Source organism: Kangsaoukella pontilimi, from assembly GCF_009830125.1.
Lineage (GTDB): Bacteria > Pseudomonadota > Alphaproteobacteria > Rhodobacterales > Rhodobacteraceae > Kangsaoukella > Kangsaoukella pontilimi.
Map to the genome: position 1 here is coordinate 20368 of NZ_WUPT01000006.1, position 20332 is coordinate 40699.

The window sequence follows — 20332 nt, forward strand, 5'->3', positions numbered from 1 at the left end:
CGTTTCAGCTCAGTTCGAGGCGGAAGCGGAAGGTCATGTCGCCTTCGGTCCACATCGTGAAATTCGTCCCCCACTTATTGTTGAAGAGAACGAAGCGCCCGCCCATCGCCGGATTGGGCAGGTCGGGCGCGTGGTTCAGAAACGGCAGGGACGACAGCCCGAACAGCCCCGCATCGAGCGGCGTCAGCAAGAGCGATGCACCCTCCGGCGTCTCTGCCGCCACCGCCTTGACCGAGTGCAACTGACGGTTCCCGTGGACGGGGATGTCGGCGGGGTCGATCCGGAGGCCCATTTTCTCCAGCCGCAGCGTGTCGTCCCGGATGACCGGCTCGAAGTGACAGAATCCCGCCTCGGGCTGCCGGTTTGCGGCCTTGCCCGACAGCTGAAGCGTGACCAGAAGCGCGTCGCCCGCATCTGCGTAAAGCCAGGTCACCCCGGTGGGCGCGCCGAAATCCGCCACCGCATCGGCGGGCATCCGCGCCGTGACCCATAGCCGCCCACCGTCCGAACGAACCTCGACACTCTCAGGATGGAACAGTGCGGCCCTCTGCGTCCCGGCCTTGGCGAGACCGGGCTTGGTATGATCCTGCACGCCCCAGCGGAAACGCTTGGTCAGGTAGCTGTCGAGATAGGCCTCGATCTCGTCAGCCGAATAAGCCCTCTGGGTGAAGGCGAAAAGCCCCTGCCCCCCCTTCCGCGCATCGACGGTCGCGCCACCCTCTCGGGCAATGCTTCGGACAGCACCCGTTCGGGGATCGAGCGTCAGGCCAAAGCCCCCGATCCGCGCCGGAGTGTCGTCGCTTAGAACCTCGCCCGAGGGTTCGGGCACGACGGGCGGCGCGGCAATACCGGCGGCGTCATCGGCGTCGAGACAGGCGAGCGCATCGTCAATGATACGGTCCTGCTCGGCCCAAGCCCCCTCGGTGATGCGAAAGCGGGGGTCGTCGCGGCGCGCGGCCTCGAAATCGGGCCGATCCCAGGCTGACTCATCCCGGAGATAGGTCTTGATATCCACGCCCCAGGTATGCTCGGCCACTTCGAGCAATTTCCGTCCGAAGGCCCGGCGGGCGGGCGTCAGGTTACCCTCCATCCCGTCGAATGCCCGCTGACAATCCAGGAAACGGGACAGGCGACGGGGCGCAGACCCGGTGCCGTGAATCCAGCTATCCCCGATCTCGGACGTGATGACCGGCAGGCTCTCGCGGATCGTTCTCAGGTCGGACCAATAGGCGTCGAGCGTCGAGGCCCGGATGTCGACGCCGGGATACTCCTCGCGCATGTGGTCATAGGTCTCGACCACATGACCCACATTCTGCGGGCCGATATTGTCCATCGTATGGGCAAAGGCGATGCCGTTCTCCATACCGTCCGCCACGAAGCGCGCGCCGTAGGAGTTCTGGTAGAGCACCACGACCTCGGCCCCGTTGGGCGCGCGCCAGCGGAAAAGCGGCGGCAGGTCGGGCACCGGCGAGGCCGCGTTGACGCCCAGATGCAGGAACTCGATCCCGGCCTCTGCCATGACCTCGACCGCGCCGAGCGTGTGGCCCGGCACGTCGGTCATCTTGGCGGCGCGTGTCCGGCGCCCGAACCGCGCATCCAGTTCAGCCGAGAGCGCCAGCCCCTCGCGGAAAAGCGGGCGCGACATCAGTTCGGTATGGGTGGTGAAGGGCAGCGCGTGCCATGCAATGATCCCGTCTTCTATCGCGCGCTCCAGCCGCCGGGCCTTGTCGGCGGGCTGGGTGTTCAGATGATCCCAGATCAGCCAGCTTCCGGTGGTCCAGACGAAGGCGGGCGCGGCCGGATTCTCGGCCAGGAAATGCTCGCCCGTATCCAGTGCCATGGGGATGTAATACTCGTGGTATTGCCGTCGCACCGCGCTGGCGTAGCCGGTGAAGCCCAGATCCAGATGCGTTTTGAAAATCAGATGGATACTGGGCATGGGAGGGACCTTTTTTCGGCGGGAATGCCTTTTCCGAGCCTAAAGGATTGCCCTGGCATGGCAACACGCGAGGTCCGTTTTCCGGACCTATTCGTCGATGTAGATGGGCGAGGTCAGCGCCCGGATGACAGGCTTGTCCCAGGACCCTTCCCAGTCCATGCGCCCGCCCCGTCCGGCGGCCACATGCGCGCGGGCGGCGGCCACGATGTCGGCCCGGCTTCGCTCGGCCACGATCTGCGCGCGGACGAAGCCGACGGGGCCCACAACCTCGAGCACGGTGTCGTGATCGGGTGTCTCGATCCGCTGCTGCGCAATCCGTCCCCTGGCGTCCCAGATTTCGATCATATCCCCCGGTGCGCCGGTCGCCTGACAGATCAGCAGATGCGCCTCCGACGCTGGCACTGCACCGCCGTGGCCAACCTCGCCCACGCGGATCGTCAGACGGGGGCCCTCGGGCGCCTCGGTCACGAAACTCTGCCCGGCGCGCAGCGCATCGAGAACCCCCGCGACCGAAAGCTCCTCGCACCAGAGAAAGGTACAGGGCCGTGCCAGCGTCGCCAGATTGCCGCTGTCGTCCGACTCGGGCTGATGGAAATCCGAGCCGCCGATCGCGGTGATCCTGAGGCCCGCGGCCAGCCGCTCCTGATAGCGCGCCAGCGAGATATGATTGCCCGCCATCCAAGGCGCCTGCCAGACCTCCATGCAGTCGATCTCGGGCAGGTCGTAGGTCCAGGGGATGTCGGGCTTGTCGTGGTTGACCGAGAAGAGGTGACCCTGCGCGCGCAGGCGCGCGACCATGCGCCGGACATCATCGCTGTTCGCGACGCGGAAATCCGCGACCTCGCGCGCGCCGAAGACATTGCCGTGCCCGGCTGCGGTGGTGAACTCGTATGCGGGGATGAAGACCGGAACAGCCGAGTCGTCGCGGTCGAAGTAGGCGGCATGGGCCGTGGTCGTGTTGTGGTCCGTGACGGCCAGGAAATCGAGCCCCTCGCGGCGCGCCGTCTGGTGCAGGGTCTCGGGCGCGCCCCTCGCGTCCGAGTGGAAGGTGTGGCACTGCAGGTCGCCGCGATACCACCCTGCCCCGGCGCGTTTCGGCAGACGGGGCGACTGTGCCCTCGCAGCCGCGCGCGGCGTCCGGTCGAAGACGATGTCGAGGGTGATTTCCACGGGCGTTTCGGGAAGTTTGTAGAACCCCAGGATCACTTGCCACCGCCCCGGCCAGAGACCCGGACGATAGCCGGGCGTGGCAGCGTCGGTGGCCACGAAAATCTGGCTTCGCGCGCCGCCGGACCAGCCCGCGAGCGCGCCTTCGCTCGGGAAATCGCCCATATCGGGCGTGCCGAGACCGAGGTCGATCACGCAATCGGACGCCTTGGGGTAGGAAAACCGGATGTCGACCCGCGTGACACCTTCGGGTACGTCGAAAGGTATAAGGAAGTATTCCGACCGCGCCTTGTCCTGGCGGTCGATCCGCCGCCTGATCGTCATCCTGTCGCGATCGGTCACTGCCGGCCTGCCTCTGTCTCCGCGCCTTGCCCGAGCTTATGCCGAATAGTCTCCGCCGGACCAGCCCGGACGCCCGTTGGTGGCTGGCAGCATCGGAAAACACCACTCGCAGGAAGCGAAGGCACTGCTGTCCTAAGAAGTTCGGGTGCACGCGGACGGCAATCCGACAGGTGCCAACCGGTGTTTGGTTCGGATGCCGATTCTGCGCTGCCGATCTGAAGCGCCTCTGAATCAAAGTTCCGGACAGATATCGACGCGACTGCCCACCAAAATCCTTTGCAACCGTAGAACGCTTGGTTCGACATGACTTTGAGACTGCTCCGGGGACCGTTCTGACCAGTGAGAAACTGGCAGGGACGCGATCCTTCTGGCGCTGATGAGTGCCGCCGCGTCCACTATCTTCGAATGCTTTCCGCATTGCAGAAAGCAATTGCTGCACATGCGAAAAGGCTCCATCATTCAGCCATGGCATCAAATCTCTCGATTATCGTTGTTGAACCGGACCGCGACCGCGCTCTCATGATCGTGGACAGCCTGCGCGAGGCCGGCGACCTGCGAGATCGCGGACCTGCATCTCATGCTGAAAACCGGCACCGACGTCACCCTGTTCAATGGTCTCTTCGACCATCTCGGGGAAGTCGGTGCGCTCGATAAGGGCTTCATCCTCGATCACACGATAGGCTTCGAGGAAACCTTCGTTGCCGCGTCGCCCTTCATCAAGCCGCCGACTAGAAAGTAGACGGCCATGAAATCCTTCCCGATGTTCCTCCGCACCACCGGACGTCGCGTCGTCATCGTCGGCGGCGGCGAACAGGCCACCCAAAAGGCGCGCCTCATCCTGAAGACGGATGCCGAGATCGTTTTGGCCGCGCCGCTCCTCGACCCAGAGCTCGACGGGCTTGTGCGTCAGGGACGGGCCACCCACCTTGCCGGTGCGGTGTTGCCTGAGACATTCCAGGGCAGCGCGCTGACCTTCGTGGCGACCGGCTGCGCGGGCGCGGACATGGCGCTGCACGCGCTTGCAAAGGCGAGCGGAGCGGTCGTGAATGTGGTTGTTCGCCCGGACCTCTGCGATGCCATCACACCGTCCATCGTTGACCGCGATCCGGTGGTCGTCGCCATCGGAACCGAGGGTACCGCGCCTGTCCTGGGTAGGGCGATCAAGACACAGATCGAGACCTCCCTGCCCCCTCGGATTGGCGGTCTGGCGGCGCTGGCCGGGCGTCTCCGCGACTCGGTTGCCAGAAACCTTCCGCAGAATGGGCGCCGGGCCTTCTGGTCATGGGTCTTCAATGGCGAGCCTGCGCGGCTACACCGTCAAGGCGCCGAAGAGGATGCCGCGCGCGTCATCAAGGACGCCATCGAAATGCGCCGCGTCCCGGACGGTGCCGGCGTCGGTCATATCGCGCTTGTTGGCGCGGGCCCTGGGGCGCGCGATCTTCTGACACTCCGCGCAGTCGAGCGCCTTCAGGAAGCCGACGTGATCTTCTACGACCGGCTGGTCGACGAGGAGGTGCTGGAACTCGCTCGCCGGGACGCAGAGCGCGTCTTCGTCGGCAAAGAGGTCGGACCGCATCTGCGCCCTGATCGTTGCAGAGGCGCGCAAGGGCCTCAGGGTCGTGCGATTGAAGTCGGGTGATCCGTCTGTTTTCGGACGTGCAACCGAAGAGATGGATGCCGCGCGCTCGGCCGGTATCGCCATCGAGATCGTGCCCGGCATCACGGCGGCCAGCGCAGCCGCCGCCAGTATGGGCCAAAGCCTTACCGAGCGCGGCGAAACCGATACTCTGGCGCTGACCACAGGCACATGTCGGCCGGGCGACGAGGATGCTGCATGGAGCGGCTGCTGGAGCCCCGGAACGACGCTAGCCGTCTATATGGGGGTTCGCGCCGCAGGCCGGATCGCCGCTGCCCTTATCGCCGATGGCGCGGCGCCGGACACGCCCGTCGATCTTGCCTGCGATGTTTCCAAGCCGACGGAAAGGCTGTTTCGGACCACTCTTTCGGAGATGGCGGACACTCTCACCGAAAACGCAATCACCGGCACAACGCTGATCCTTGTACGTTTTCCGAAGACCGAAAAGGCGGTTGCGTCGGTCGCCGCGTAAGGAAGCCCAGACGTTGGACCGGCCCGATGTAGAGTTGGATAGATGCATCCCAGACAACCAAAGTCCGCTTCGGCCGAGGTCTGGAGAAAAGTGTGGAACGGCAACGAACTTCCGCCCCGCCGCCAAGGTCACAATTGACTGGACACATCAACCCAGGAGACCGGTCGTGATGGCGCGTTCTTTTCGGCGACGGGCAGCAATCTCAGACTTAGCCGTCGCGCCATTCTAGCTAGCGGCATCAAGATGATCCCGAGCGGCACCGAGAGCAAAACATGATGTCGACCGATGCAGGCATCCAGATAACCAATGCGCCCTTGAACGATCGACGCGCTCGCGCTTCGCACATCCTGACTCCGACCAGACAAGGTCATTCGCTGAAATAGGTGAGCCAACAGACGGGAACCGGAGCGCCCACTCTCTGCAGGCTCTTTCGCTTGCTGCCAAGAGCTCCTTATTCGGTATTGAATCCCTCGCGCACGGCCACTCAACCTGGGCCACACGCTGTAGGGGTCTCTTTCAAGCCGTCAAGAAACGCTCAGGAGATGTCTTGGATCCACGACGAACTTCTCTGCGAAGATTCGCCGCCGATAGGGTTTCTCGCCTCTTCGAGCATTGCTCTCAGAGGTCGCGATACGCCTCGAGCGCCTTGCCCGCGTACATCAGCGCAGGTCCACCGCCCATTTCCACCGCGACCTCCAGAGCCTCGACCAGATCGTGCTCGGAGGCTCCATGACGGCGGGCCCCATCGACATGATACAGGATGCAGTCTTCGCAGCCCTGAACGACGGCAATAGCGGTCGCAACAAGCTCCTTCTGGGCTGCCGAAAAGCTCCCGGCGGTCGTCGCCGTCTTGGAGATCTTTCCAAAGCCCTCCATCAGACCCGGTGTTGCCTTTGCAAAGGCGCCGATCCGCCCTTTTGCCGCGTTGAGTTTCTCTTTGGTTTCTGTGGCCAAGATCCGGCCTCCTTGAATGAGATGGCAGTTTGTTTGAAGTTGTCAGGCTCGCAGTCGACCTTCAGATCGACGGCAGCACAAAGTCGGGGACGATGCCGCTTTCCGCGATGAACGGCGCTGTGTCACGGCCCGCGAACAGACCGTGGTCCGTGATCAGAATGGTCGACAGTCCTGCCGCCTGACCGCCCAGAATATCGGTGTGAAGCGTGTCTCCGATCATGGCGAAACGGCTGCCCTTCAGCCCTGAGAGCGCGATGTCGAATGCGTCCGAGTAGGGCTTGCCGAACAGCACGGGCCGGATGCCCGTCCGGTCCTGAAGGTCATGCGCCCAGAAGCCGGGCTCGATGGTCAGCCCGCCTTCCCGCGGTGCAACAAGGTCGGGGTTGCCGACGACCACAGGTCGCGGGCGCGCATTAAGCGAGGCGACGAGGCGCTCTTGCCGTTCTTCATCCCATCGGGCCGAAGACAGGAACAGGATGCCTTCGGCGTCATCCCAGGGCTGGCTATCACCAAGAAGGTCGAACATGCGGAGGTCGTCGGCATCGGCGAAGATGTCGTCATCCGCCGCGATGGCACCCCAACGAACATTAGGCGCAACCTTGTCGATATTGGCGAAGGTCACGTCTCGGCTCGAGACGATCTCGTCACGCGCGATGTCGAGCCCCATGCGCTGATATTTGGCGAGCGCTGCGTCACCAGTATAGCTTGCCGCGTTGGTCAGGACACGGATCGACTTGCCCCGTCGGCGCAGATCGGTCAGGCACTCGGCCGCGCCGGGGATGGCGGTCTCGCCCACGTTCAGGACGCCGAAACTGTCAAACAGGAAGCCGTCGAACCCGTCCGCTATCTCGAGGAGGCCTTCGGCATGCCGCATCGCTCCCGCCGCCGCTGCGTCGGGCAGACGGTCACGGATCGCTTCATAACGAGTCCATGCTTCCGACAGGGGAAGCATAGCCGGTGCAGTCGGCCCGGACTGGTCCGACTCTAGGATGCGGTCAGGCAAGGTCATTCATCACATCCCTCAGATGGGCGAATTGATCCCGAAGCGCCGGGTAGAGGCTTTTGTAGACATCGTACAGCGCGCGGTAGCGGGCGCTTTGTCTGTCGTCAGGAAGATAGGAGCGGCCTGCGCCACTCATCGCGGCCGCGGCGTCCTCGATGCTGTCGAATAGCCCCGCTCCGGCGGCGGCCAGCATGCCGGCCCCCAGACATGTCGCCTCGGGTTCGGCGGCGATTTCAACAGGGCGTTCCAGCACGTCGGCGATGATCTGACACCAAAGCGGGCTGCGGGTGCCGCCGCCCATAAGGCGGAACTTCTCGGTTTTCGATCCCAAGACGTCCTCGGCCCCGAAAGTGCAGAGCCGTTGCTCCAGAGCCAGCCCTTCAAGAATGGCCCGGTACATGTGCGCCTTGCCGTGGCTCGGACTGAGGCCAAACAGGACACCGCGCGCGTTGCTGTCCCAATAGGGCGTCAGAACGCCGGTAAGATAAGGCAGCGCCAGAAGCCCCTCTGCCCCGGCGGGCAGGTCGCTCGCGGCCGCTTCGAGAATGCGCTCGGGCGTGACATCGAGGCCGAAGGGCTTCGATCCGATGTCCGAGAACCGCTCGCTGAACCACGTGACGTTATAGGTGCCGCCGCCGAAGAAGGTCTCGAGCAGGTAGGTACCCGGAACGCCGCCCGTCATGGTACGGAAAGTGCGGTCGGTGCGGTACTCCGCACTGAACGTGCCGGACACGATACCTGTGCCAAGGTTGAGATAAGCTTCGCCCGGTTTCGTGATGCCGACACCAAGGCCCGCCGCCTGTCCGTCGCCCAGCCCCGCGATCACGGGCAGACCCGGCGCGAGGCCCAGTGCGTCAGCTACGTCGCGGCGCACGCGCCCAAGCTCGGCCCCCGGCGCGTGAACGCTGGGAAAGCGCGTCGCGTCCAGACCGAGTTGTCCTATGAGCGCGTCATCGAGGGCAAAGCTTTCGAGGTCGAGGACACCCAGCGGATCAACGCTGCCCCACGAAGTCGCCCATTCACCGGTCAGGCGATTGACGAGATAGGCATGGACATCCGCGACACGCGCGGTGCTTTCGAGGATGCGCGGCTCGTTCCGCATGAGCCAGAGTAGCTTGTACCAGCTTGTGGCCGTGTTCGGCGGCTTGCCGGTCGTCTGATGGACCGCGTCGCTACCGAAATCCTCGACCTCTGCCGTCGCGCGCGTGTCGAGCCAGAGCATGGCAGGGCGCAGCGCGTGACCGGTCTCGTCGAGGCAGACGAAGGTTTCGCGCTGATGCGTGATGGAAATCGCCGCCAGCCGTGAAGTGTCGATCGGGTTGCACGCCTTGCCGATGGCGGTGACTGTCGCGGACCACCAATCGGTTGGGTCCTGTTCGCCCCATCCGGGGTGCGGCGCGGCGTGGCTGAAGCTGGCGCGCCCCGTGCTCACCGCCTGCCCAGTTATGTCCCAGACGACGACCTTCGCGGCGGTTGTCGAGCAATCTATGGCAAGGACGAGATCCCCCATTATTCCGTCCCTTCGGCCGCCTTGCAGGCCTCGTCGACGCGGGCAAGAACGCGGGCCACGCCTTCGTCATCCCACCATCCGGCAAGGGTCAGAAGGTCGGCCACCGTGAAGCGCTCGCGCATGTATTGGCAGTTGCCCACGACCCAGTGCAGACGCTCGGCCGATGGGGCCGGGTCGAGATCGGTGAAGCGCATGGGCGCGCCGGCACGGTAGAGATAGCTGGCGATCTGGTGTGAGCCGAAAACTAGCTGATCATGCTCGGCCTTGAGCGCGTCCCAATCGGCAAAGGCAGCTTCGATACGGGTGCGCTGGCCCAGCCAGAGGTTCAGCTTGCTCCGGTACCGGCCCCAGCATTCCGCTGCGATGCGCCCGGACGCGTCGAGCCAATCGAACCCGGCCTTGACCCCGTCCTCCAGCCAGTCGATGGCCGGGAACATCCGGTCCATGTCGAGCCCCTCTTGCTGGCGCCGCTCGCAGAAAACCTCCCAAGCGGCGGCGCGGATAACCGAGCCTACGCCGACCTGCGCGCCATGGAGGCCTGTGGGCTCGTGCAATTCACCGTTCACCATGTCGAACATGTGGCTGATCAGGTGCTCCATCCCCGAGAGCGACGCCGTGGTGCCGCCCACACCGGTCACGATACCACGCATCGCCAGCGCCGTGGCAAGGTTCGCGCAGGCTTGCGGGTCTCCGGTGCCGACGCCACCCGACCACTCTTCGACGCCTTCGCCACAGAGGCTGAGCATTTCCAGAAGGACTGGCGCATATTTCGGGTCCATGCCCATGCGTGAGGCGAGGTACCAGTCACCCGGCGCCGCGTACATCGACAGGAGCTCTCCAAAGCCCGACGCGTTCAGGTAATGCGGCGCCTCGGCGATCACGCGGGTGTCGGTCAGCACCGCCTCTGGCCAGCGGGACGGGAGAGTCGTCTTGACGCCGTTTTGCAGAACAACGGCGAAGTTGTCGGTGTAGCCGTCGACCGAAGCAGCGGTCTGCACCACCACATGCACCGGAACGCCCGCGCGCTCGGCCGCGATTTTGGCGACATCCGTAATGGTGCCGCCGCCGACCGAGACAATCACGTCAGCACCTTCCGAGGCGGCTGCCGCAGCGTCGAGGATACCCTCGTCCGCGTGCAGGATCGGGTGACCATCGTCGAGCGTGACGCGAGTGACGCTGTAGCGACCGCTCAGAAGCTCTTCGACCCGCTGTTTCAGATCGGCGCTTTCACGGCGGATGAGGACCGGATCGACGATCATCCGCACCTGCGTCTCTTGTCCCGCCACGCGACCGGCCAATGCGAGATGGCGGTCGATGACGTCGGTGAGCTGCGTGAGCACATCGTCGGAGATATGGACCTCGGCCATGCCAAGGCTGGTGAACTGGCCGTTGGGGTCATTATCGGCCAGGACCTGGCGGACGCGGGACAGGCGGGACAGGTCGCTCAGGGCAAGATCGAGGGGCATGGTGTTCTCCGGTTCAGACGGTGTTCGGACAACCGGTCACGGTTATCGCGCTTCCAGGCGGGATTTCAGATCTGCCAGGAAACCCGCTGCCCGGGCGCCGTCGACGGCTCTGTGGTCACTCGTCAATGTAAACTCTGCGATCGGACGCCACTCGGGCGCGCCGTCGTTCCAAACCTGGCGCATGGTCGTCCCGCCAACGGCAAGGATGGCGACCTGCGGAGGGTTGATGATGGCCGTGAACCGGGCCACGCCGAACATGCCCAGGTTCGAGACGGTGAACGTCCCGCCCATGACCTCGGCGATGCCGATCCTCCCGGTGCGGACCTTTTCCACAAGCGCCTTCCTGCGCTCGGCGATACCGGCGATGTCCAGCGCCTCGGCGCCGTGGATCACCGGAACTGTCAGTCCCTTTTCGGACGCGACGGCCAGCCCTAGGTTGACGGCATCGTATTCGACGACGCCGTCTTCCTGCCAATGGGCGTTCAGTGCGGGATGCGCTGCAAGGGTCGCTGCGCAATCGGCGAGGATGATGTCGGTCAGGGTCACGCCCGGCTGTTTCCGCGCCGACGCGTTGGTCATGTCGACCTCGACCGTCACCGGGAACATGGGCGCGGACCATGCGGCGTTCATCGCGCGCACCATAAGCTTTTCGGTCTTCCCCAGCCCGCGAATGCGGCCCTGGGGTTCGGCAATCATTGTGTCGCCCATTGTTCTCTCTCCCCGTCAGGCTGCTTGAGCTTCAGCGGCTTTGCCGGCACAGCCGTATTGCTGCATCTTCTGGATCGTCGCCTCGACCATGCGCGCACGGCCTTCGGCCATCGCATCCTCAAGCTGGCGATCGCCCTGTGCGAAGACGGCTTCCAGCCCGGCGCGGAAGGCGTGACGCAGGTCGGTATCGGCGTTAAACTTGTGGACGCCGGCGGCCTTCGCCTCCTGAATTTCGCGGTCGGTCAGACCAGATGCGCCGTGCAGGACCAGCGGGATGCCCGTCGCCGCCTTGATCTCGCGAATGCGCTGAATGTTGATCGGCTTTTCCGGCATGTCGGGGATGACGCCGTGCACGATGCCGACCGAGATCGCGAGGTAGTCGATGCCGGTCTCAGCCACGAAGCGGCGGGCCTCTTCGACATCCGTGTAGTAGGCTTCCCAATCGACGTTCTCACCCGCATCCGGGATCTTGCCAAGTTCGGCTTCGACCGGCACGCCAAAGGCGTGGGCGATCTCGACGACCTTGCGGGTGGTCTCGATGTTCTCCTCGAAGGGCAGATGCGCGCCGTCATACATGACCGAGGTGAAGCCCAGCTTGAGGGCCAGCATCACCTCGTCCCACGAACCGTGGTCCAGATGGATGACGTATTTCGCGTTCGACCGCTCGGCGATCCGGCGGGTCAGTTCATAGGCGCGCTCGACCCCCATATGCGGGATGATGGCGCGGCCAACCTGCATGAAGATGGGAGAATCCACACGTTCGGCGGCCCAGAGCAGCGCCTCGCAGGTTTCCTCGTTGTGCATGTTGTAGGCGCCCACGGCATAGCCACCGCGGCGGGCCTCTTCGATGATCTGGCGAGGATCGGATTGCAGGTTGATTTTCATTGTTTCGTCACTCCGGGTTGGTCGTCTGAGGTCATTGAGCCGCGACACTTGCCGCCGCCATGTGCTGGCGGGGGACGTCGAAGCGGCGGATGTAATTCGTGTAGTCCTGCGTTTCGCGACGGCGGCGGGCGTCGTCCCAGCCACGGCGTCTTGCGAGGATGTCGGCCGCACGCTCCAGCGCGTCGCGCCCGCAGGTGCCGTTCAGCCCAACCATCACGCGTCGGATCAGCGCGTCGGTCAGGGTGCGGCAGAATTCGTTCTCGAAGGTGAAAACCAACTCGGCACCGATCGCGCCGGTCTCGTCATCGAAGACCTCGAGAAGCGCGGGCGTCTCGGTGCCCAGCGCAAGGATGTCACCGGCGCGGGAGCCGTATATAGAAACCAGCCGGTCCACCGTTTCCCGCGACACGCTGGTCGTGTCGGCGAGACGCGCGGCATAAGCACCGGGGTCCGAGACGCGGGCGCCCGGGAACAGGATCTTGTGCGTGGTGCAGCGCGGCGCCTTGCGGCCGAGGCGCTGAAAGACCTCGTCCACCGTCTCTTCGGCGAGGCTGCGGTACGTGGTCAGCTTGCCGCCGATGATCGAAAGAAGCCCCCGGCATTCCGGCGCGTGATCGTGGATGACATGGCTGCGCGGCACCTTCCATTCCGACTGGTCCGGAATATAGGGAAGCGGGCGCACGCCGCTGTAGGTGTAGAGAATATCCGCTTCGGTCAGGTTGGCGGACGGGATCAGGCTGTTCACTTCGGAAAGGAGGTACCCGACTTCGGCCTCGTCTGCGCGGGCCAGATCGGGGTTTTCGTCGAATTTCTTGTCGGTCGTACCGATCAGGATCTTCTCACCCCACGGAATGACCAGAACCAGCCGCCCGTCGGTACGGGACTCGTAGTAGACTACGTCGGTCGGTGCGCCGGGGAACGGGTCTACGACCAGGTGGCTACCCTTGGCGCCCCCGATGTGACGCTTGCCGCCGGCGGTCTGCCCTTCGAGCACCTTGTCCACCCAGGGACCGGCCGCATTGACCGCAAGTGCTGTCTGAAGCGTGTGGCGCTCACCGGTCAGTTCGTCAGTATAGGTCACCCCGGTCAGGCGCTGACCGTCCTGGGTGAACCCATCGACGCGGCAATGGGTGAAGATGTGACATCCTTCGGCCGCCGCCTGAAGCGCAACCTCGGCACAAAGCCTTTCCGACCAGACGACCTGACCATCGTAGAAGATCGCCGCGCCGTCGAGGCCGTCATCGCTCATCTGAGGGAAGCGGCGCAGCGTCTCGGCCCGCGAGAGCACCTTGTGATTGGACGGCGACTTGTCGAAGGACAGGACATCATAGGCGATCATTGCCGCACGGATCGTCCAGTGAGACCGGCGGTTGTGCCGGTAAAACGGCATCATCAGCGGCACCGGCTTGACGATATGCGGGGCAAGACGGAACAGGATTTCCCGCTCGCGGAGCGACTCGCGCACAAGGCGGATATCGCCCTGCTCCAGATAACGCAGACCGCCGTGGATCAGGCGGCCAGACCAGCTTGACGTGCCGCTGCCGATGTCCTCTTTCTCGACCAGCGCCACGCGAAGACCGCGAAGTGCGGCATCGCGCGCAATGCCGAGACCGTTGATCCCCGCACCGATGACGACGAGGTCATAAACGGCACCCGCTTCAGGGCCTTTGGTCGGATGTTCCTTGGGTGCCGTCATGATGTGTCTCGTTCGGTTCGGAGGGGATCGCCCGGAGGTCAGTCGTCGGTTTCGATGTAGGCAAGAAGCGTGCGAACCTTGGCTTCCTCACCTTCCTGGACGAGGATCTCGCTCAGGATGCCGGTGGCCGGAGCTTCCAGCTCTTGCGTGGCCTTTTCGGCTTCGATTTCAGCGATGGGCTCGTCTTCCTCGACGCGGTCTCCGACCTTCTTCAGCCACTCCGTGACTGTGCCTTCGCTCATGCCCATGCCCCACTGGGGCAACAAAACTTCGACCTTCATCAGCTCGCTCTCCGGTTCACTTGGTTCAACTGGTCAGCGCAGACCGCTTCGATAGCGGCGACGATGCGCTCTTTGGTGGGGTAGATCTCGCGCTCCAGAACGGGGCTGAACGGGACCTGCATATCCAGCGCGCAGACGCGCTTGATCGGGGCGACAAGCGCGTGCTGCGCCTTGTCCGCCACGATGGCTGCGATCTCGGCCGCAGCACCACATGTGCGGTGTGCGGGCTCGGCGATCACGAGCCGTCCTGTCTTCAGGACCGAACGAACGATCGTGTCGGTGTCCATCGGTACGAGCGTCCGGGGGTCGATGACCTCACAGGAGACGCCGCGCGCCTCCATCTCGTCCGCCGCCTGCAGCGCGAGGGGCAGAGAGCCAGAAATACCGACGATGGTGATGTCGCTGCCTTCGCGGTGGGTGCGGGCGACGCCGAAGGGGATGTGATATTCCTCGTCCGGAACCTCTTCCTTCTGACCCCAGAGCGGTACGGCCTCGAATGTCAGGACCGGATCGTCACTGTCGATGGCCGAGCGGAGAAGCCCCTTGGCATCCGACGCTGTGGCCGGCGCCATGATCTTGAGGCCGGGAACGTTCATGAACATCGGGTACGGGCGATCCGAGTGGTGCGCACCGGTGTTGAGCCCGTAGAACATGGCCGAGCGAAACACGACCGGGATCGAGCTTTGGCCGCCGAACATGTAGCGGTTCTTGGCCGCCTGGTTCACGAACTGGTCCATCGCCATGTAGAGGAATGACGAGTAGGACAGGTCGACGATCGGACGAAGGCCGGTCATCGCCGCGCCGATGGCGGTGCCGACGATGGCTTCTTCCGAAATCGGCGTGTTGCGGATGCGGTTCTGGCCGAACTGCTCGACGAAATCGCCCTTCTCGGCCCGCTGCTTGCCACCGCCGGTAGTGCCGTAGACGTTCGCCTCGACATCCTCGCCGATGATGATCACCCGCTCGTCGGCGGACATCGCTTCCTGTTGCGCGGCACCGATGGCGCCGATGTAGGTCATGACACTCACAGGACATTCTCCAGTTTGTAGTCGTCGGTGTAGAGATGCTCGAAGGCGACCGAGACATCGGGGTCCGGGCTTTCCAGCGCGAAGGTGGCGCAGTCCTCGACCTCCTGCTCGATCTCGGCGTCGATGGCGTCCATCTCGTCCGCCGTCGCAATGCCCTTTTCGATCAGAAGATCGCGGAACAGGATGATCGGATCGCGGGACGTCCAGAGCGCCTTTTCCTCGGCGTTCCGGTAGTCGACGTTGATACGCAGACCTTCGGAGTGTTCGCGGAAGCGGTAGGTCATCACCTCGACCAGCGAGGGGCCTTCGCCACGGCGCGCGCGGTCGGCGGCTTCGCGAACAGCGTTGTAGACCGCGATAACGTCCTGACCGTTCTCGACCCGCACGCCCGGCATTCCAAAGCCCGACGCGCGATCAACGATCCGACCGCCGGTCACCGTGTGGGACGGCGTAGAGAGCGCGTAGAAGTTGTTCTCGCAAAGGAAGATGACCGGCAGCTTGTAGGCCGAGGCCAGGTTCATCGATTCATAGAGAACGCCCTGGTTCGCGGTGCCGTCACCGAAGAATGTGATCGCCACCCGCTTCTCACCCAGCACCTGAGCCGAGAGGCTGGCGCCGACCGCAATCGGAATGGAAGAGCCGGTGATGCCGGATTCGCCAAGACTGCCGACTTCGTAATCGGCCAGGTGCAGCGATCCGCCCTTGCCTTTACACACGCCGGTCGCCTTGCCCACGAGCTCGGCCATCAGCGGACCAAGCGGCGAGCCCATGCCAATCGGGTGGCCGTGGCTGCGGTGGTTGCCGGTCATGTGGTCGCCCTTGGCGAGCGCCATGCAGGCACCCACGACCTGGGCTTCCTGACCGATGCTGGTGTGAACCGTTCCGGGGATATAGCCGCGCTTGACCATCTTCGAGGCACGCTCGTCGAACAGCCGGATGCGCAACATTCTACGCTGCATTTCCAGAAGCTCGTCTTTCGGGAGGCTAAGGCCATCTATCATTGTCTTGGCACCATTTGGATCATTTGTTCAACTTGCGTACATTTGTATCTTTCGCGCTTTCAAAAAGCAAGTGAGATTTCTTCTGCGGCGCAGAGGCGCGAAATTCTTCGTGTTTTTTGTAAAAATTGCTGCTGTTCCGGCGCGGACGAAAAGCGCCCCCTCGCTATCGCAGCGGAAAGATTATGCGTGAGATTCGGACTGCGGACTGGACTAGTCGGCAGTTATGAGCCAGTTTTTCGACTAACGAACAGATGTGGCAGAGACCGGATATGAAAGACCTGGGAAAGAATTCGAGCGACGCGGCACGGGCGGCATGGCTCTATTTCATCGAAGAGATGACGCAGAGCGAAATCGCCGACAAGCTGGGCGTCAGCCGGAGCACGGTCATCCGCCTTCTGCAACGCGCGCGTCAAAGCGGCCTTGTCACGATATCTCTCAGTGTTTCCATGGAGACATTCGAACTAGAACGCGATCTCGAACGTGTTTTCGGCTTGAAGAAGGCCCGCATCGTCCCAGAGGCGGATGACGATGACACGCAGCGCCGCTGGCTGGGCCAGATCGCGGCGGAGACGCTGCAGGAAATGGCACGCAAGAATTCGACGATGGCGATCAGCTGGGGGCGCACGCTCCGCGCCATGGCCGATTCGCTAACGGGTGAAGTGTCCGTGCCGGGCATGCGGACTGTCGCCCTACTGGGTGGACTACACAATGCCGACCGGGGCACGAACCCGTTTGAGGTGGCCGAGCTGGTCGGCACCTTCTTCGATGCCCCTGCCCGCGCCCTCTACGCGCCGGTCTATGTCAGGAACGCCGCAACCGCCTCCGGTCTCACCGCCGATCCGGGCCTTGCCGAAGCACTCGACATGGCGCGGCGCGCATCGCTGGTCGTCTTCAGCGTTGGCACACTCAGCGATGACGCGACCATGCTGAAACTCGGCTACGTCAATCCGACGGAAAAAGCATTCCTTGAAAGCAAGGGGGCCGTTGCGGACATCGCCTGCCGCTGGATCGACCGGGAGGGCAAGCCGGTAGAACTGCCGCAGACCATCCACCCTATCGGAATCACCCTGACCGATCTCAGGAACATCCCCGAACGGCTTCTCGTTGCGGGTGGCGCGAACAAGGCCGAGGCCATCCACGCCAGCCTTCGTGGCAACTATGCCACGCACTTCATCACTGACGAGGCAGTGGCGAAGGCTCTTCTGGCTGCGGAAAAAGTTGCCGCCGAATAGACTGGAACACTTGCGCACAGCCTGAGCATATGCTTCAATTCTCCGGAGGAGCGCGGCTGCATGGCCGCGCACGCATTCGGCTGATGGAACGAGCGCATGATACTCGGGATAGATCTTGGCACCTCGATGGTGAAAGCCGCGATGTTCTCGCGGGACGGCGAATGCATCGGCGTCGCCTCCCGTAAAAGCTCGCCCACGGCGCTTGGTGGCGGCCGGATCGAGCAGGACTTCGAAGAGATCGTTACCGCGGTGAGCGAGGTCGTGCGGGAGGTCTGCGCCGACTGCGAGCCGCCCGAGGCGATCGGGATCACGGGTCAGAGCGACGGGCTGTGGCTGCTCGACGAGACCGGCCATGGCGTGCGCCCTGCTGTCTCGTGGCTGGACGACCGTGGCAACCCGTACTTGCAGCGCTGGATCGACGACGGCACCTTCAGGGCTGTCTTCCGCCGGAACGCCAACGCCATCTTCCCCGGTAGTCACGCGCCGCTCATGGCCGCGCTCAAGGACGGCGACCCTGAGGCGTTGATGGCTTCGCATACCGCCAGTTATCTCAAGGACGGTATCCTGCAGCGCCTGACCGGCGCACGCGTCACAGACGCCTCGGACGCATCGCTCCCTTTCCTCGATATCGTCAAGCGCGACTACGACCCCGAGATCCTGAAGATGCTCGGTCTGAGCGATCTTCGGCGACTACTCTCGCCCGTGATGCCCGCCCCTGGTCAGGCCTTCAGTCTGAACGCCGAAGGTGCGCGGCTGACCGGTCTCCCCGAAGGCATCCCCGTTCATGCCGGGCCGTTCGACCTTGTCGCCTGCGCCATGGGTGCAGGCGTCCGCAAGGTGGGTGATGGTCTGATCATCATCGGCACGACCTTGGCCTGCGAGGTCATGGTCGACCGGGTGGACACCCAATCCGACCCGGTCGGCATGACGCTCTGCATGCCCGAAGAAGGTCGCTGGATTCGCGCCATGCCCGCCACTGTGGGCACCGCGACGCTCGACTGGGTTCTCGATCTGGTGGGGGCGACCCATGCGGATGTGGAAACGCTTCTGGCCCAAAGCCGGCCCGGCGCGAACGGTGTCACCGCCCTGCCCTTCTTCTCGGCCACCGGCGAACGTGCGCCCTTCGTCGACGTGAAGGCGCGCGGGCAGCTCTGCGGCCTGAACACCGCAACGACGAGGGCGGACCTCGTCATGGGAGTCTGCGAGTCCGTCGCCTACGCCGCGCGCCATTGTATCGAGGCTGCTGGCCTGACTGGCCGCGTTCTGGTCTGCGGCGGCGGCGCCAACTCGCAGACGTGGAGCCAGATGGTGGCAGATGTTCTGCAGCGCCCTCTCTACATCGCCCCCCGCCCCGAGGTTGGCGCGCGCGGAGCGGCAATTGCCGCGATGAACGTCGCGGGGATTTCCTACGACGCCGACGCCTGGGCAGAGCCCGAGGGCGTCATCGAACCGAGGCGCGAGACCGCAGCCCGCTATGAGGCTGGTTTCGCCCAGTATCTGGATACGGTCGAAGCCGCGCGCGGCCTCTGGAATCGGCCCGCCGTGAAAGAGCAAGGACTGCTATGCCCCGCGATCTGAACAACCCGACCGAGCGCCACCCGGAAAAGGCCCGGCGCGTCGAGACACCCCGCCTGCCGAAGCCCGACTGGATTCGGGTCAAGGCGCGGGCGGGTGAAGGCTACAAGACCACGCAGGCCATCGTGCGCGAGCACAACCTGACGACCGTCTGCGAAGAGGCTGGCTGCCCGAACCTGGGCGAATGCTGGAACCAGGGTCACGCGACCATGATGATCATGGGCGAGATCTGCACGCGCGGCTGCACCTTCTGCAATGTGGCGACCGGGCGGCCCGACGCTCTGGACGTCTTCGAGCCGGGGCGCGTTGCCGATGCGGTCGCAAAGCTGGGCCTTAACCACGTGGTCATAACCTCGGTCGACCGTGATGATCTTTCCGACGGCGGTGCGGCGCATTTCGCGCAGACGATCCGCGCGATCCGTCATCGCGCACCGGCGACGACGATCGAAATCCTGACGCCCGACTTCCTGAAATGCGCCCCCGACGCGCTGGAAACCGTGGTCGCGGCGAAACCGGACGTCTTCAACCACAACCTTGAGACGGTGCCCCGCCTCTACCCCGAGGTCCGGCCCGGCGCGCGCTATTTCCACAGCCTCCGTCTGTTGCAGCGGGTGAAAGAGCTCGACCCGTCGATCTTCACGAAATCCGGCATCATGGTCGGCCTCGGCGAGGATGGAGGCGAAGTTCGGCAGGTCATGGACGACATGCGGGCTGCGAACGTGGATTTCCTGACCATCGGTCAGTATCTGCAACCGACGCGCAAGCACCATGCCGTCGAGCGCTTTGTCACTCCGGAAGAATTCGCAGGCTATGAGAAAGCCGCCTATGGCAAGGGCTTCCTGATGGTTTCGGCCACGCCGCTCACGCGTTCCAGCCACCACGCAGGCGCCGATTTCGAGCGGCTGAAAGCCGCGCGAGAGGCCCGCGTCGCCCGCGCCTGACATCCAATCTCAAGGAACAGTACCATGGCAGTCGCGCCTCGTTTCGCCTTTCTCAAGGCCCGCTGGCACGCGGATATCGTGGACCAAGCCCATAGTGGCTTTCTCAAGCGAATGGGCGAGCTTGCCCCCGATGCAGAGGTCGAGGCGTTCGAAGTTCCCGGCGCGTTCGAGTTGCCGCTGCTGGCCCAACGGCTCGCCGGGACCGGACGCTATGATGCGATTGCGGCCGCCGCTTTCGTGGTGGACGGCGGGATCTATCGGCACGAATTCGTGGCGCAAGCCGTGGTCTCGGGTCTGATGGAGGTCCAGCTGAAGACCGATGTGCCGGTCCTCTCGGTCTCGCTCACACCGCACCATTTTCAGCCGACGGAAGAGCACGAAGCGTTCTTTGCGGATCACTTCATCCTGAAAGGGCGCGAGGCGGCGGATGCCGCCTTTGCCATCGTTTCTCAGGCTGCTGTCCTCTGACACCCTTCCAAACGCGCAAACGAAAACG

17 protein-coding genes and 1 pseudogene are annotated in these 20332 nt (G+C 64.0%); 6 read left to right on the forward strand and 12 right to left on the reverse strand.

Features of this window, described 5'->3' with window-relative positions:
* Positions 1–4: 4 nt before the first annotated feature.
* Positions 5–1939 (reverse strand): DUF5054 domain-containing protein, encoded by a 1935-nt coding sequence (locus GQ651_RS18300; protein ID WP_160765734.1) that lies wholly within the window; start codon positions 1937–1939, stop codon positions 5–7.
* An 87-nt stretch (positions 1940–2026) separates the two neighbouring features.
* On the reverse strand, positions 2027–3448 hold the full coding sequence (locus tag GQ651_RS18305; protein ID WP_160765735.1) for a CehA/McbA family metallohydrolase: 1422 nt from the start codon (positions 3446–3448) through the stop codon (positions 2027–2029).
* 577 nt (positions 3449–4025) lie between these two features.
* Here GQ651_RS18305 and GQ651_RS18850 point away from each other — a divergent pair.
* Together GQ651_RS18850 and cysG are read left to right on the forward strand one after the other, a co-directional pair.
* Complete coding sequence (locus GQ651_RS18850) at positions 4026–4187, forward strand: hypothetical protein (RefSeq protein ID WP_227258367.1); 162 nt, start codon at positions 4026–4028, stop codon at positions 4185–4187.
* Positions 4188–4208: 21 nt separating this feature from the next.
* Positions 4209–5556: pseudogene (gene cysG, locus GQ651_RS18315) on the forward strand (siroheme synthase CysG).
* 618 nt (positions 5557–6174) lie between these two features.
* Here the strand turns inward: cysG and GQ651_RS18320 are convergent.
* The 10 genes from GQ651_RS18320 to GQ651_RS18365 form a co-directional block, all read right to left on the reverse strand.
* Positions 6175–6510, reverse strand: coding sequence for a carboxymuconolactone decarboxylase family protein (locus GQ651_RS18320; RefSeq protein WP_227258368.1), 336 nt, complete (start codon positions 6508–6510; stop codon positions 6175–6177).
* A 61-nt stretch (positions 6511–6571) separates the two neighbouring features.
* The gene (locus tag GQ651_RS18325; RefSeq protein WP_227258369.1) at positions 6572–7519 is read right to left on the reverse strand and encodes an HAD-IIA family hydrolase; all 948 of its coding nucleotides are present in this window, start codon (positions 7517–7519) and stop codon (positions 6572–6574) included.
* Positions 7506–9023, reverse strand: a complete 1518-nt coding sequence (locus tag GQ651_RS18330) for a xylulokinase (RefSeq protein ID WP_160765736.1) — start codon at positions 9021–9023, stop codon at positions 7506–7508. Before GQ651_RS18330 ends, GQ651_RS18325 begins: the two co-directional genes overlap by 14 nt.
* On the reverse strand, positions 9023–10489 hold the full coding sequence (locus tag GQ651_RS18335) for an iron-containing alcohol dehydrogenase (RefSeq protein WP_160765737.1): 1467 nt from the start codon (positions 10487–10489) through the stop codon (positions 9023–9025). Before GQ651_RS18335 ends, GQ651_RS18330 begins: the two co-directional genes overlap by 1 nt.
* 42 nt (positions 10490–10531) lie before the next feature.
* Positions 10532–11197, reverse strand: coding sequence for a 2-oxo acid dehydrogenase subunit E2 (locus tag GQ651_RS18340; protein ID WP_160765738.1), 666 nt, complete (start codon positions 11195–11197; stop codon positions 10532–10534).
* A gap of 15 nt (positions 11198–11212) precedes the next feature.
* The gene (locus tag GQ651_RS18345; protein WP_160765739.1) at positions 11213–12082 is read right to left on the reverse strand and encodes a class II fructose-bisphosphate aldolase; all 870 of its coding nucleotides are present in this window, start codon (positions 12080–12082) and stop codon (positions 11213–11215) included.
* A gap of 31 nt (positions 12083–12113) precedes the next feature.
* Positions 12114–13778, reverse strand: a complete 1665-nt coding sequence (locus GQ651_RS18350; protein WP_160765740.1) for a glycerol-3-phosphate dehydrogenase/oxidase — start codon at positions 13776–13778, stop codon at positions 12114–12116.
* Positions 13779–13816: 38 nt separating this feature from the next.
* Positions 13817–14059 carry a biotin/lipoyl-containing protein gene (locus tag GQ651_RS18355; protein WP_160765741.1) on the reverse strand — a complete coding sequence of 81 codons (243 nt, stop codon included), beginning with the start codon at positions 14057–14059 and terminating at the stop codon, positions 13817–13819.
* Positions 14059–15078, reverse strand: a complete 1020-nt coding sequence (locus tag GQ651_RS18360) for an alpha-ketoacid dehydrogenase subunit beta (RefSeq protein ID WP_227258370.1) — start codon at positions 15076–15078, stop codon at positions 14059–14061. The genes GQ651_RS18355 and GQ651_RS18360 overlap by 1 nt, the downstream gene beginning before the upstream one ends.
* A 5-nt stretch (positions 15079–15083) precedes the next feature.
* Positions 15084–16088 (reverse strand): thiamine pyrophosphate-dependent dehydrogenase E1 component subunit alpha, encoded by a 1005-nt coding sequence (locus GQ651_RS18365; RefSeq protein ID WP_227258371.1) that lies wholly within the window; start codon positions 16086–16088, stop codon positions 15084–15086.
* Positions 16089–16357: 269 nt separating this feature from the next.
* On the opposite strand from GQ651_RS18365, the gene GQ651_RS18370 reads away from it, so the two are divergent.
* The 4 genes from GQ651_RS18370 (at position 16358) to GQ651_RS18385 (ending at position 20304) form a co-directional block, all read left to right on the forward strand.
* Positions 16358–17320, forward strand: a complete 963-nt coding sequence (locus tag GQ651_RS18370) for a sugar-binding transcriptional regulator (RefSeq protein WP_160765743.1) — start codon at positions 16358–16360, stop codon at positions 17318–17320.
* 96 nt (positions 17321–17416) lie between these two features.
* On the forward strand, positions 17417–18898 hold the full coding sequence (locus GQ651_RS18375) for an FGGY-family carbohydrate kinase (RefSeq protein WP_160765744.1): 1482 nt from the start codon (positions 17417–17419) through the stop codon (positions 18896–18898).
* The gene (gene lipA, locus GQ651_RS18380) at positions 18883–19836 is read left to right on the forward strand and encodes a lipoyl synthase (RefSeq protein WP_160765745.1); all 954 of its coding nucleotides are present in this window, start codon (positions 18883–18885) and stop codon (positions 19834–19836) included. Before GQ651_RS18375 ends, lipA begins: the two co-directional genes overlap by 16 nt.
* A 24-nt stretch (positions 19837–19860) precedes the next feature.
* Positions 19861–20304 (forward strand): 6,7-dimethyl-8-ribityllumazine synthase, encoded by a 444-nt coding sequence (locus GQ651_RS18385; RefSeq protein ID WP_160765746.1) that lies wholly within the window; start codon positions 19861–19863, stop codon positions 20302–20304.
* Positions 20305–20332: the final 28 nt, after the last annotated feature.